Genomic DNA, 13,420 nt, shown 5'->3' with positions numbered 1-13,420 from the left:
TCATCGGTTTCTCCCCGTGGTATCGGGGCGCAGGGTCAGATTCGCATCACCACGCGGGCTCAACACGCCCACGTCGCGCGCCAGTTGGCTGAGCGCGAGGTACCAGGTCCAACGCGATTGCACGGACTGTGCGCGCGCGTCGGCAAGCGCATTTTGCGCGCTCAACAAATCGAGAATACTGCCAACACCTTCGGCATACCGCCCACGCGCCACTTCTTCTGAGCGCGTGGCGCTGGTGAGCAGTTCGCCAGCAGTCGACACGCGCAACGTCGCGGTGCGCAACGCATGGTACGACGTGTACACCTGCGCCGCCGCCAACAGCTGCGCCTGCGACGCTCTCGCAATTGCCGCCGTGGCATTTTCCTTGGCCGCGGCGAGGTCGTAGTCACGCGATGTGCCGGTAAACAGCGGCACCGACATGCCGAATGTGAGCGCGAAGGTTTTCCCCTCGAGCGCGGGATTGTTCGAATACGCCTGCCCAGTGCTGCCACCGAGTGAAACCGTGGGCAACGTGTTCGAGCGCGCCGTGCGAACCTGCGCTTCGCTCTGCCGCGCGAGCGCACGCGCCGCCGACACATCCGGACGATCGCGCATCGCGCGATCAATCAACGAATCCACATTCTCGGCGAGCGCCACCACCGGCGCCGCGCCGGTGTCAGCCACCACATCGAAGGACACATTGGCACGCAACCCCGCCGCGAGCGCGAGCTGCGCGCGCGCCGCCTGTTGATTGCCATCGGCCGTCTGCGCGGCGAGTTGTGACTGCGCGAGTGCAGTACGCGCCTGCAACACATCGGCAATCGTCGCGAGACCAACATCGTGGCGCCGTTCCGCCGCCGCGAGATTCGTCTGCGCCGTGCGCACCGTCTGCTGCGAGGCGTCGTACAACCCGCGGCTCGCTTGATAGTTGAAGTAGCTCCCTTCGGCCGCGAGGACCACGGCCTGCACCGTCGCGTTATGCGTAAAGTCGGCGGCAAACAGTGCCTCGTGTGCCGCGGCCTGCGCGCCACCGCGGGCGCCGAAATCCCAGAGCAGGTACTGCACCGAGAGAGCGGCCGTCGTCGTGGTACGATCGGTAGGAACGCGAGCAGGGTTCGACGAAATCGCCTTGGCCGGCCCACCGACCACATCAATCGAAGCCGTGGGCAACCAACGACCACTCGCCGACGCATACGTGGCAGCGGCGGCACGCGCCGTCGCCCACGAGGCGCGGGTCTGCGGGTTGTTGGCGAGGGAAAGCGAGACGACATCGGCCAAACCGAGCGGCGCCGAGTTGGGTGTCAACTGCGAAAGTGGCACGCCCGGTACCGCTGGTGTTTGCGCCGCAGTCGCGGCCGCAGCGACTGCCGCCGGTGCTCGCCCTGCGTCGGCCGGCGCCTTCCACACGCTAGAGGGTGACACCGCCGTCGCCGGCACGCCGCCCACCGTCGATGGAGGGGCGCACGCAACAATACCGGCCGCAAGCGTTGCCGCACACGCCAACTCGGCCATAACCAGTCTAACGGTTGTGGAGCTTCGGAATGCCATTCGATTTCACACCTGAGAGGCCGGCCGCCACCATGCTACGAGTGAAGCGGGGAAATTACTCGCCGTGGAGGGAATACGCACCATCCTTTAACATCGTTGCCAGCCCATGGGGCCCGACCGTTACAGTCGGGCTACCTGCCACGGTCACTGGCTAGGAGCCCCAGGGCTCGCGACCGGCGATGTTACGGCGCCAAGAATCTTATTGGCCAGCTCCTCCAACGTCACCAACTCAAACGGCTTCTCGAGCACCGGCACCTGCACGTCAGCAAGAAAATCAATCACGTCGCGGGCCATCGCGTCACCCGTTGAGATGATCATACGCCGGAGCATCTCCGGCGACTCTGATTGAAGCCGTTCGACCAACTCCTGCCCAGAGAAACCGGGCATCTTGAGATCACACAACACCACGTCAAACCGCACCACCGCGTCTCGTCGCGACAACTTGCCGAGCGCTTCCGCACCGTCCACGGCTTCATCCACGATCCAATCGCGCCGCTCAAAATACCGCCGGAGGCCAGCGCGAATCGGTGCTTCATCATCGATCACCAACAAACTGGGTTTGCGCACCGGTAACGCCCCAGGCGTGGACTCGAGCGTCAACTCGCGCACCACCGGCATCCCGCGACTCGACCGTGCCGGAATCATCGGCGCCGGATCCGACGACACGGGAATACGCATCGTGAAGCGAGCACCCCCGCCCGCCTCGGCGGCAAGATTCTCAACTTCGAGCGAGCCCTCGTGCGCCCGCACAATGCCCATCGAAACCGATAATCCCAGCCCCACGCCTTGACCGGTCGGCTTCGTGGTAAAGAAGGGATCGAAAATGCGCGCGAAATGTTCGGCGTCCACCCCCGAGCCCGTGTCCTCCACGCGCACCACAAAGGCATCGCCCTCTCGTAACGCGTGCAACCGCACCGCTCCACCAGCGCCAGCCGCGTGCGCGGCATTCGTCAGCAGGTTGGTGACCACCTGCTCAAATCCGGCGCGGTCGAGATCGAGCGGCGTGTCACCGTCTGTTACGGTGGCCGTGAACCGTACGCCCTGTGTGTTCATCCCCGGCTGCACGGCGCGCAACAGCGTTTCGAGCACATGACCCGGTGAATCAAGTTTGCGTGGACGGTGATCGCCCTGCCGCACGAAGGTCAACAGGTCGCGCACGATCGTGCGCGACCGGAGCGCCTGCGACTGAATCACCTGCAGCGCCATCCGATCGTCGTTGGGGCGTACATCATCCAGCAAATCCTCGGTGAAGCTGAGAATCGCCGCGAGCGGATTATTCAGTTCGTGCGCCACACCAGACACCAGCTGACCGAGTGAGTCGAGCCGCTCGGCCTCGGCGAGCCGCGCGAGAAGTTGTTCACGATCGCGTTCTGCCTCTACCGCCTCGGTGACGTCCGCCCACACCGCCGCTCCGCCCGTCACTCGGCCATCGGCATCACGTAGCGGCGCGAGTGTCGTGCGGAATGATCGCGGCTCAGTCGACCCCGGCATCGTCATGGTGAATTCGAGGGTCACGTCCTCACCGGCAAGCACGCGGTCGAAGGCTGCCTCGTGCAGCGCCGCCGTCTCATCCGGGAAAATCTCCGGTGCGCGCTGCCCGACCATGCGCTCCACGTGCTCTGGATGACGGCGCGCCCACTCCCCGTACAGCGCCGACACTCGTCCCGCGAGGTCAATCGTATAGAAACTGAGCTTCACGGAACTGAGAATCAGCCGGAATCGCTCGTCGTTCGCCCGCATGACGTCCGTTTGCCGTTTTTGTTCGGTGATGTCGCGCGCAATCACGAGCGCCGCGTCGATATGCCCCGAATGCTGAAATGGCGAACTAGTGAGGTCCACCCACCGCACTTCGCCATCCTTTCGCACATAGCGCACCACCATCGCGGCCACTTCGCCACGCAAGTTGCGAGCGCGCGCGTCCAGCACCTTCGGCCAATCCTCGAGCGGGAAGAAACTCGTATTCGGGAGGCGCTTGATCTCTTCCCAGGTGTAGCCGGACTGCCGCAGGGTGGCTTCGTTCACATCAACAAATTTCCCGTTGACGTCAAAGGTCATCACCATATCGGGCGCGGCGCGCACCAACATTTGAAAACGAAGTTCCGCCGAGCGAATGGTATCCATCAATCGCCCTTGCAGGACCATCAGCATGACGATCACCCCAGACGCAGCAATGATCGACGTCATCGCAAAGCCATAGTTCCCGCGCAGGGACGGTAGCCCCAGAGGCGACGCCACCGTCGCCAGCCCAGACACCTCGGCGAGCACGACCGCCGAGTATACCGCCACGACCAGAACTCCCACCGCGATCGCGCCACGGCGAGGCAATGTGGCCATCGCGACTAATGCACTGTACACAAAGAACGGGGCACCCAAGAACTGCGCGGCGTTCAGTACGAGGTACAACCATCCAAGAAACAACACGTCGAGCACGAGCGAGAACGCATACCGGCGCAATCGAGTCGAGACGCTGAGTGGCTTGGCCGCCCACCCCCCGACGACCAGCGTCACGGCCATCCAGAGCGCCATCAGGGCATACGCGCGACGGTCGATGCGCGCGCCGAGCGCGTCCACAAGCCCGATGCCGGTGAGCAAGACCGTCAGCGTCGCAATGTGGCGACTCACCCCGCGCGCTATCCAGCGCGAGGTGGCGGGCTCGGCGGCATCGAGGCCGAGAGAGGGGGTATTCGTACCGGGCACGAAGGGGGATTCGTTGTTTAACAGGGGGGGGCCGGCGGAAAAACGGCTCAGAGAGACCGTTCTCGTCTGGAAAGCTACTCCCAAAGCGCCACTGGCTCAAATACCCCACCGGAGGTTCGCAGGGGACCGTCCCGCCCCCCGCGCTCTAACACTTCCCCCGTGCACCCCGTCAATTGGATGTCAGTGTCGAATCCAGAACCTATTCTCTCCGACGCCGACCTCGTCGCGCGTACCCTCGGCGGCGACAGCGATGCCGCCGACGCGCTAGTTCGGCGGTATTACCGAGCGGCATTTGCAGTGGCGATGAGCGTGGTTGGGAATCGGCAGGACGCCGAAGATGTCTGTCAGGATGCCTTTGTGAAGGTGTTGGACCGTTTGGAGGACTGTCGTGATTCCGGACGCGTGGCCCCCTGGCTGTTGACGGTGGTGCGCAATCGAGCCCTCAGCCATCGGAGTTATTCCAAGGTTCGCGAAACGTTGGAACTGTTGCCGGAGATTGCCGAAGCGCCAGACTCTCCACTCAACGATGCGACCACAGCGGAACTCGGGGACCGGCTCCAAGTGGCACTCGCGGTATTGAATCCCACGCAACGCGAAGTCGTGTTGCTGCACGATCTCGAAGGTTGGACCCACGGCCAGATCGCCGAGGCGCTCAAGATGACAGAAGTTCGATCGCGGCAGCACCTGTTTGTGGCACGCAAGCGCTTGCGAGAAGAGCTCGGCACGCCGTTACTCCGGGAATACACCCATGACTGAAGACCCCATCGATTTCCGCTCCATTGACCCCACGCTCCCGGCTGAAGCATTTGAGCGACGCGTGGCGCAGGTGCGCTTTGCCGCCACGGCGGTGATGGCGCGCCGCCGAGCGGGAAAGACAACGCCATTCACGCAGCTGTTTCAGTGGCGCGCGCCATTGCTCGCGGCGCTGCTGCTTATCACGATCGTATCGGTGGCCGCGCTACGGAGCGAACGCGTGGACAGTGCAGCCGAAATTGAACTGGCGTCCGACGAAGTGGCCGACGCCTTAGGCACAAGTTCTACGATGGGCACGTTGCTGCTTTCGACCTCGTCGGCCGACGCGCTGCTCGGCGAAGGAGTGCCACAATGAAGGTAGGGCTCAATGCACTCGGCGGCGCCAAGTCGCAGGCAGCCGTGTTGCTCATTCTGGCCTTCCTGGCTGGCGCGGTGGCCGGAGGCGCAACCGAGCGCTTGGTGATTCGCCGCATGCGCGAACTGCGTGGCCCGATGGGTCGTGGCCCCGGCGGCATGATGGGCGGCGCGCGTGGTGGGATGGGCGGATTCATGCGCCGCGGGGACCGTGGCCCTGGTGGCCCCGACGGCGCTGGCGGTCTTGGTGGCCCAGGCGGTCGCGGTGGACTGGGCGGTGTGTATGGCAGTCTCGATCTGTCTGACGCGCAGCGCGCCAAAGTTGAGGAGATCGTTACCAAACGTCGCGCGCGCGTTGACTCGGTGATGAAATCCGCCGGAGACATTATGCGCGCCGCTATGGATTCTACGCGCGCCGAGATCGACGGCGTGCTCACGCCAGCACAGCGGACCAAGGCCGACTCGCTGCGCGCCAACCGCCGCGGCGGAATGCGCGGGATGCGAGGTGGGGGCGGTCCGGGTGGAGATAGTGCGTCAGGCCGGATGGGGCCGCCACGCGACCGATAAGTGCTCCGCTAGTGGCGCTCCCGACCTTCGCCGTGCTCTCGTCCCTCGCCGCGGCCACCGCGGTGACAGCGTACGCAGTCATCGAGATTCTCGGTCCCCACTTCTTCCCTGTGTTGCGCCTTCACGCGCGCGGGTGAGTGGGCATGACAGTTGTAGCAGGTGTACTGTTTGTAGTTGTTCGGATTCTCATGACAGGTTTTGCACGCATTCGTGCCGCGAGTGCCGTGGTTCACGGGGAATGCCTCGTGAGCAAAACTCGCGCCGCCCCACGTGCTGGTGTTGTGGCACGCGGCACAATCCGCGCCGAACTGGCCGCGATGTTTGTCCTTCTCTTGATGGCACCCGATGCAGCTTTTGGGCGCGTTGCCAAAACCGGCGCGGTCTCCCGCCTTGCGGTGGCACGCGTTGCACTTGGTCTTGGCGTGTGCCCCGTCGAGCGGGAACGTGCCACTGCCCAGCCGTCCGTGAACACCTCGGAAGCGTTCGAGGCTGGCGTTCGGCGCTGACGCGCCCGCATGCTCGGTATGGCAGATCGTGCAGCGGTTCACGTCGGTCACGCTACCGTGCAACGAGGTGCTGTCGGCGATCGCCGTGCGGATATCACTGTGGCAACTGAGGCATCGGGCATTCATCGGACGCGCGCTCAACGGCCGCGCGTGACAGGATCCACACCGCCCGCTGAGTTCCGCATGCGACGTCACCCCGCCGAGCACGGTTGGTGTACTGTCGGCGCCGCGTAGGTCGCCTGGCGAGAACATGCTGCCGCCATTGGAGGCGAAGGCCGCCACCACGCCGGCGAGCGCAATCATGGCGACCACCAGACTCAACCGCGACACAAGAGATCCGCGCATGCTCGCCGCTACCTTGAGAGGGTGGCGTAATACAAGGTGCCCGCGATGTGCGCGGCGGCGAGAACCCAGAGCGCCATGCTCAGCGGCACGTGCAACAGCCACCACACACTCAGCAGGCGTCGCCACACCACCGCCGCACCGCGAGCCCGCCACACACGGCGCAGATGTTCGCGTTCATGCTCCAGTGTGACCATCTCAATTCGGAGCTGCGCTCGCACGGCCGGATCATCCTCGCCGCTCCGCGTGAGTTCGGCGGTTCGCGTTTCGAGCTTCACAATTTCGGCGTCGAGCATCGCATCGCGCACGGCGTCGCCCGCCGTGACCTGGCGCGGCACAGCGGTAAACACGCCGCGTCCCACGACGCCACTGGCCACCACGAGCACCATTACCAGCACGAGCACGCCAGCCAGTCCGCGAAACGCGAACCCCGAATGCAGGATCACCAGATAGGGGCCAACGAGTCCGGCAATGATATGGGTCCACATCGACGTCCGCATGGCCGAGGAGCCGGCGGCCACCCGTCGCTTGCGCAGCGTGTAGCCGAATCCCGCCCAGAGCATAAGCGCCACGCCCAGTACTCCGAGCGCGTGGCCAGTCCAGCCACTCGCCCAATGCACGGCCCGTTCGCGCCAGAGCACGAACGCCAGCGTCGCGACAACGGCGGCCCCGAGGCCGCCGATCATCTCAGTAGTGGTCCGCGGTTCGGTCGCTGACATGGGCGTCACAGAAAGAGAGCAGTAAATCCATTGCGTCGTTGGGATTGGCGTCGAGCATAGGGCGCAACTGCGAGATGTCGACCGCTTCGCCGACGAGATGCGCGAGCGGTCGCGACACGCGCTGGTCACCCACCACCACGGCGCCAACAATAACGCGTCCACTCACAATCACCCGCAGGCGATCGCCGGTTCGGGCTCCGCTTACGCTCCAGGAGTCGGTGTCGGTCATCCAGCGTTCACTCTGCCCGCGCGTGAGGGTGAGCAGGTCCGGATCGTCGGATGCCCCAACCTGACCGACAATCGTCACCGTGATGCCGCCGAGGCGCGTGACGTTCATAGGCGCCCGTTTGCGATGCGCCACGCGAACGCCGGACATATTGAGACCGGCGGTGGTGCCCTGTGCGAGCGCGCTCGCCCAGAGCGTGTCGAGCTGCGCCATGCGCGTCACGGGATCGTATATCTGCGCCACGTCACCAGCGGCATACACATCGGCCGCACTGGTCTCGAGATATTCATTCGTGAGAATGCCGCGCTCCGTGGCGACTCCTCCAGCGCGCGCGAGCTCAAGCCGCGGCCGAATGCCCACCGCTACGGCGAGGAGGTCGCAGGGAATATGACGGCCGTCAACGGTATTGACGCCGGTGAGCACACCCTTCGCACCCACCGCCTCCCGCACCGTGCAGCCGCGATGCAACTGCACGCCTTGCTCGATCAGCTGTGCCTCGATGATCGCCGACTCCACAGCGTCGAACACTTTTGACCAGTAGCGCGAGCCGCGCATGAGGTAATGCGTTTCCACACCGCAGGCATGCAGGGCTTCCACCAGCTCAATCGCCGTACTCCCGCCTCCAACCACCACTGCCGCGCGCGCGCGCCGTGCGCGCGTCACAAAATCCCGCGCCTCGCTCAAACCGTCTACGTGCACCGCGCCATCGAGCTCAGCACCCGGGAAGTCCGCTTGAATCGACGCCGCACCGGTGGCGATGAGCAACCGATCGTACGAAATGCGACGGCCGCCAGAAAGCGCGAGTTCGTGAGCGGCCGCATCCAGCCCTTCGGCAATCCCGGTGACGCGATCAATTCCCAACGCCGCAACCTCACGCTCCGACCGGATACTGAGCTGCGACTCGGGCAGTTCGTTCGTCAGCAGATACGCCAGCGCGGGACGCGAATAAAAGGGCACGTCCTCGGCGCTCACCATGGTGATGACCGCGCGACTATCCGCCTGCCGAATTGACTCAGCCGCCGCCAATGCCGCTACGCCCGATCCCACCAGCACGTGGCGGCGCGTCACGTCCAACGCCGCAACAGGGTAAAGCTCAGCGTTCCGCGCGGGCAGCGCGCGACACAACTCCCGCAGAGCACGCACCGTGCGTCGGTGACCGCTCCTGCAACGCGGGCGACGGCGCGCACGTCGATGCCAGAAGGACAGTTGTGCGAGCAGATACCGCACTGCACACATCGGCCGGGCTCTGCCACCACGAGGCCAGTCGCCAGCAGACGCACGCGCTCTGCATCCATCGGCAGCTCACTGCCAGACGAGCCAAGCCAGCGTGAGAGTGGCGAACTGAGTGGCGATGTTCCAGTCATGGCGCGGCGTTGAGGGCGCGGAAGGCGACCCCACACAGGGTACGCATCGCCGCAGTCACCTGCCATCAGTCGTTCCCCTACATTGGGGAATCATCTGTTCGGTAGCTGGCCCGCCGGAATGGTTGAACGAGGGCATATTGTCCCGCGGCGCGACCGCGGCCGACAGCAGCCGTCGAAATATTGACGCAGTTTCGCCACATTCCACGAATGACAACTCTCGGAAACTTCTGTGTGCACACGGCGACCACGCGCCTGACCATCGGCCTGGCGTACTTCCTCGCGGCCTCATCACCGACACTCGCGCAGTCGGTTGCTCCGGCGCCAGACTCCGTGACCGTCTTTATTGCGAAGCAGATTCACACCATGGAACGCGCCGCTCCCACGGCGCAGGCTGTCGCGGTGGCAGGCAGGCGCATTGTTGCCGTAGGATCGCTCGCCGCCGTACGCCGCTCGCTCGGCGCGCGCGCGTACCGAGTGGACTCCACCTTCCGCGAGAAAACCGTCTTCCCCGGATTCATCGACCAGCACCTGCATCCCATTCTCGGTGCGCTCACGATGACCACCGAGATCATCGCGCCGGAAGACTGGGTGCTGCCCACCCGAACGTATAAAGCCGCACGTTCGCCCGCCGAGTATCGCGAGAGACTGCGCGCGGCGCATGTGGCGTTTACTGATACCACACGTTGGCTCACCTCGTGGGGCTATCACGCGCTCTGGCATGGGCCAATCAGCCGCGCCTTTCTCGATTCCATTAGCACCACGCGCCCCATCTTGATCTGGCAGCGGTCGGTGCACGAGTTCTATCTCAACAGCGCCGCCATCAACGCGCTTGGGCTCACCGATTCGTCGATGCACGGACACGGCCGCGCGAGCGAGATGTACGACTGGGCGCAGGGCCATTGGTGGGAGAGCGGCACCAATCTTATTATGGCGCCCGCGCTCAAGGTGCTCGCCGCGCCTTTCCGCGTGACCGCCGGCCTCAAGCAGATGATTGCAATGCTCCACGCGCGCGGCGTCACGGCCTTCAACGAACCAGGGATTATTGTCACGCCGGAGATGTGGAAGCTGTATCAGTTCATGCTCGGCGCCGAGGATACGCCGTTTTATTCGTATTTCTTTCCCGACGCGCGGCAACAAGTAGACAACGGAATTCCCGTGGAGCGCGCCATTGCCGACGCCGAACGGCAAGTGGCGATGGCGCCTGAGGGAAAAGTGAGCTTTTTTCCCAAGACCATCAAACTGTTTGCGGACGGTGCGATTGTGTCGCAGTTGATGCAAATGAAGGACGGCTACCTCGACGGCCACAGCGGCGAGTGGATGATGACGCCGGCGGCACTTGAGGAGCGTGCACGCCTGTACTGGAATGCCGGCTATCAACTGCACATTCACGTCACCGGCGACGGTGGCCTCGACGTCGTGCTCGGCGTGCTCGAAAAACTGCAACGCGAGCATCCGCGCACCGACCACCGCACGGTGATCGTGCACTTTGCAAACAGCACCGAAGCGCAGGTCAAGCGCATTAAAGCCGTCGGCGCAATTGTGAGCGCGAATCCGTACTACCCCGTGGGCTTTGCCGACGAATACACCAAGGTGGGTCTCGGCGGTGCGCGCGCGGATGTGATGTCGCGCGCCAAGTCGGTGCTCGACGCCGGCATCCCGCTGAGTTTTCACTCTGACTTACCGATAGCTCCCTCCGATCCACTCTTTCTCGCCTGGAGCGCAGTGAACCGCGTCACGGCGAGCGGGCGGGTGGCGGCGCCGGAGCAGCGGATTTCGGTGATGGACGCGATGCGCGGCATCACGATTGAAGCGGCCTACTCGTGGCGCAAGGAAGCTGATCTGGGGAGCATCGCCGTGGGGAAGATTGCGAACTTCACCGTGCTCGATCGCGATCCATTTGTGGTGGATCCGATCACGCTCAAAGACATCCCCGTGTGGGGGACGGTGTTTGAGGGGCGGGTGTTTCCGGTGCCGGTGCGGCGGTAAGACGTAGCGAGCGCGCGCAACGCGAACCACCGCGTGGTCCTCGGCCCAGCGGGACTCGTGCCAATGGACTTAGCGTGCCCCCATAAACCCGATGGCGCGAAACAGCGCCGCGCTCTCGAATACCACACCGCGCGCCATCACCAGACGGACAGTGCGAATGTTTGCAATGTTGTCGAGCGGATTGGCGTCGAGCACCAGCAAATCGGCGCGCTTACCGACCTCTACCGTGCCAACCTCACTCGCCATGTGCGCGGCTCGTGCCGGTATCGCGGTCGCAGCACGCAACGCTTCCATCGGAGTGAATCCCGCTTTCACATAGAGTTCAAGTTCGCGATAGAGGCTAAACCCTGGAACACCCTCGTCGGTACCCGCAACGATGGGCACACCGGCATCGTGCAGCGCCTTGGTCACGGCGAGTGATCTGGCCAGTCGACTGTGCGCGGCGGCGGTATCGGATCCGGCAACGCCCCATCCCGCAGCGCGCGATTGCAGAAAGGTCACGGGCAGCAACGCAGTGACCGGCTGAAAACTTTGCAACGGCTCCGACTGCGCATGTCCTCCGATTTCGCCCCACGACGACGTCGGATCAACCACGGTTCCTTTGCGCGCGAGATACGCAATCGTGCGCTGGAGGGAGTCGCTCCCAAGCTCACCGCGAATCGGTTGATGGGCCACCTGATCCATCCCCGAATCCACCGCGGCCAGGAGCGTCAGCGATGTCGGAACGTGTCCGGTGACGGTCATCCCGAGCTTGTGGGCTTCATCACACACCGCGCCCACGACGGCAGGAGACAGCAACGAGTAGAGCTTCATCTGCTCGAAGCCGAGGGTGTGGTACCGTCGCACGATCGCACGCCCTTCGTCGGGCGTCTCGGCACTCAGCGCGCCAAACGCGTTCGGGCCCGGGCCGTCGATGAGTCCGGCCGCGAGGATGGTCGGGCCGTATGCACGCCCCGACGTGACGGTGCGCCGCAACGCGGTGAGAAAGGCCAGTTCGTTCCCCATATCCCGCACGGTCGTCACGCCTGCGGCGAGATACACGGGCACCCATTCCAGTTGATGCAAATGCGCGTGACTATCCCACAATCCGGGAATGATCGTCTTGCCGCGCACATCAATGCGTCTAGCGTTGACAGGTACCGTGATGCCCGCACTCGGGCCCGCCGCCACAATCCGTCCCTGCACCACCACCACCGTCGCGTTCGGTACCGCGGCGCTCCCAGTGCCATCGACGAGCGTGGCCCCTACAAACGCTACGGCGCCGCGCGCGATGGGCGACGTGCGGTGCGAGACGGCAACGAGATCCACCATGGCGGCACGGGACGCAACTTCCATCAACGCTTCCACGCTCGGTACCAACGCGGCACGGACCGCCTTGAACGACAGTCCACCAGCGGCGGAGGCGAACATCGCCAATCGGCCATCGGCGTCGAGCCAGAGATGCTCGAGTCCCCACACCACGCCATCGATGGAATACCGCGTGAGCACAAGGGGCGCGCCCGCGCTCGCCAGCGTGTCGAGGCCGCTGCGCTTGATCGTGACCGCGTTCAGCGGACCGCCAGGCACCACAGCCAGACGCAGGGGACGGCCATGCGACAGCCAATACCGCACGAGCGCCAGATGCTGCGACACGGGCTGATATGGCGCGAGCGCAAACGAGACAGCGGGCAACGTGGCCTGCGTGATCGCGCCGTTATGGAGCACCGTGGCCCGATCGCCCTGCACATCCACCCGCACCGTCACGGTGCGCGCACTGTCGGTCACGCGCGCAACCTCGAGTGACTGCGGTTGCATATCGGCGCCAAGAGAGAGCGTCGCGCCCATGTGATTCCGGCGACCGCGGTCGACGTAGTCAAAGTCCGCAACCAGTCGCGTCCCTTCGTCGTGAGTTGCCCACGTATAGCGCTCCCACCCCACTGGGCGCCCCACATAGTAGAGGCGCAGCGAGTCGGTGACATCGGCGAACGGAACAAGGCGCGCGCCAGTCGCGCGCGAAACCGCGGCCTGGACGTTGGCCCCATGCGCTGAGCCCTGCGCTTCGGAGCGCGCGGGAGTCAGCAACGAAAGCGCGAGGGCACCGAGGCCCAGCAGAATGCCAAAGGGATTCATGGCGACGACTCCACGGGAGGGATCGAAAGGCGGTCGTACGACCGGCGAGTGCTGAGCCGACGGTTCATTCTGGCACGTGTACCACAGTAACGAGCGGGCGGGATGCGTGTGCCCCAGACGCCCCTATCAAAACGAAGAACGCCCCGGCGCGACCTCGCACCGGAGCGTTTCGAGCGCCTTACTGGACGTTCGGCGCCAAACCCAAAACGTTGTTCCTCACAGAGCGGGCGACCGGGCTCGAACCGGCGACGTCCAGCTTGGGAAGCTGGC

At 64.5% G+C, this 13,420-nt stretch carries 11 protein-coding genes; 4 read left to right on the top strand and 7 right to left on the bottom strand.

What is annotated here, in order from left to right:
• Entirely contained in the window at positions 1-1,401 is a 1,401-nt protein-coding gene (locus tag NTZ43_08315; GenBank protein ID MCX5767208.1) for a TolC family protein, read from the bottom strand.
• Positions 1,402-1,671: 270 nt separating this feature from the next.
• Positions 1,672-4,224: a PAS domain S-box protein gene (locus tag NTZ43_08310; protein ID MCX5767207.1), complete on the bottom strand. Its 2,553-nt coding sequence runs from the start codon at positions 4,222-4,224 to the stop codon at positions 1,672-1,674.
• 183 nt (positions 4,225-4,407) lie between these two features.
• Here NTZ43_08310 and NTZ43_08305 point away from each other — a divergent pair, with 183 nt between their 5' ends.
• Genes NTZ43_08305 through NTZ43_08295 form a run of 3 tightly spaced genes read left to right on the top strand, consistent with a single transcriptional unit; the run spans position 4,408 to position 5,898 of the window.
• The gene (locus NTZ43_08305; GenBank protein ID MCX5767206.1) at positions 4,408-4,980 is read left to right on the top strand and encodes a sigma-70 family RNA polymerase sigma factor; all 573 of its coding nucleotides are present in this window, start codon (positions 4,408-4,410) and stop codon (positions 4,978-4,980) included.
• Complete coding sequence (locus tag NTZ43_08300) at positions 4,973-5,332, top strand: hypothetical protein (GenBank protein MCX5767205.1); 360 nt, start codon at positions 4,973-4,975, stop codon at positions 5,330-5,332. Before NTZ43_08305 ends, NTZ43_08300 begins: the two co-directional genes overlap by 8 nt.
• Positions 5,329-5,898, top strand: coding sequence for a hypothetical protein (locus tag NTZ43_08295; GenBank protein MCX5767204.1), 570 nt, complete (start codon positions 5,329-5,331; stop codon positions 5,896-5,898). The genes NTZ43_08300 and NTZ43_08295 overlap by 4 nt, the downstream gene beginning before the upstream one ends.
• A gap of 8 nt (positions 5,899-5,906) precedes the next feature.
• Here NTZ43_08295 and NTZ43_08290 read toward each other — a convergent pair whose 3' ends face one another.
• The 4 genes from NTZ43_08290 to NTZ43_08275 are packed head-to-tail and all read right to left on the bottom strand — an operon-like array spanning position 5,907 to position 9,055.
• A complete protein-coding gene (locus NTZ43_08290) occupies positions 5,907-6,749 on the bottom strand; it encodes a cytochrome c3 family protein (protein ID MCX5767203.1) in 843 nt (280 codons plus the stop codon).
• Positions 6,750-6,757: 8 nt separating this feature from the next.
• Entirely contained in the window at positions 6,758-7,432 is a 675-nt protein-coding gene (locus NTZ43_08285) for a hypothetical protein (GenBank protein MCX5767202.1), read from the bottom strand.
• A gap of 1 nt (position 7,433) precedes the next feature.
• A complete protein-coding gene (locus tag NTZ43_08280) occupies positions 7,434-8,759 on the bottom strand; it encodes an FAD/NAD(P)-binding oxidoreductase (protein MCX5767201.1) in 1,326 nt (441 codons plus the stop codon).
• Complete coding sequence (locus NTZ43_08275) at positions 8,756-9,055, bottom strand: 4Fe-4S binding protein (protein MCX5767200.1); 300 nt, start codon at positions 9,053-9,055, stop codon at positions 8,756-8,758. Before NTZ43_08275 ends, NTZ43_08280 begins: the two co-directional genes overlap by 4 nt.
• Before the next feature lie 207 nt (positions 9,056-9,262).
• On the opposite strand from NTZ43_08275, the gene NTZ43_08270 reads away from it, so the two are divergent.
• The gene (locus tag NTZ43_08270) at positions 9,263-11,041 is read left to right on the top strand and encodes an amidohydrolase (GenBank protein ID MCX5767199.1); all 1,779 of its coding nucleotides are present in this window, start codon (positions 9,263-9,265) and stop codon (positions 11,039-11,041) included.
• Positions 11,042-11,110: 69 nt separating this feature from the next.
• Here the strand turns inward: NTZ43_08270 and NTZ43_08265 are convergent, their stop codons facing one another.
• Positions 11,111-13,150, bottom strand: coding sequence for an amidohydrolase family protein (locus NTZ43_08265; protein ID MCX5767198.1), 2,040 nt, complete (start codon positions 13,148-13,150; stop codon positions 11,111-11,113).
• Positions 13,151-13,420 lie beyond the last annotated feature (270 nt).

It is taken from the genome of Gemmatimonadota bacterium (assembly GCA_026387915.1).
Taxonomy (GTDB): domain Bacteria; phylum Gemmatimonadota; class Gemmatimonadetes; order Gemmatimonadales; family Gemmatimonadaceae; genus Fen-1231.
Note: the sequence above shows the minus strand (reverse complement) of the source record. Positions and strands in the feature narration are given on the sequence as shown.

Bases quoted from the DNA above. Each gene is read 5' to 3' on its own strand.
- NTZ43_08285 (MCX5767202.1), bottom strand. From the start codon at position 7,432: ATGATCGGCGGCCTCGGGGCCGCCGTTGTCGCGACGCTGGCGTTCGTG.
- NTZ43_08295 (MCX5767204.1), top strand. From the start codon at position 5,329: ATGAAGGTAGGGCTCAATGCACTCGGCGGCGCCAAGTCGCAGGCAGCC.
- NTZ43_08275 (MCX5767200.1), bottom strand. From the start codon at position 9,055: ATGACTGGAACATCGCCACTCAGTTCGCCACTCTCACGCTGGCTTGGC.
- NTZ43_08290 (MCX5767203.1), bottom strand. From the start codon at position 6,749: ATGCGCGGATCTCTTGTGTCGCGGTTGAGTCTGGTGGTCGCCATGATT.
- NTZ43_08300 (MCX5767205.1), top strand. From the start codon at position 4,973: ATGACTGAAGACCCCATCGATTTCCGCTCCATTGACCCCACGCTCCCG.
- NTZ43_08270 (MCX5767199.1), top strand. From the start codon at position 9,263: ATGACAACTCTCGGAAACTTCTGTGTGCACACGGCGACCACGCGCCTG.
- NTZ43_08265 (MCX5767198.1), bottom strand. From the start codon at position 13,150: ATGAATCCCTTTGGCATTCTGCTGGGCCTCGGTGCCCTCGCGCTTTCG.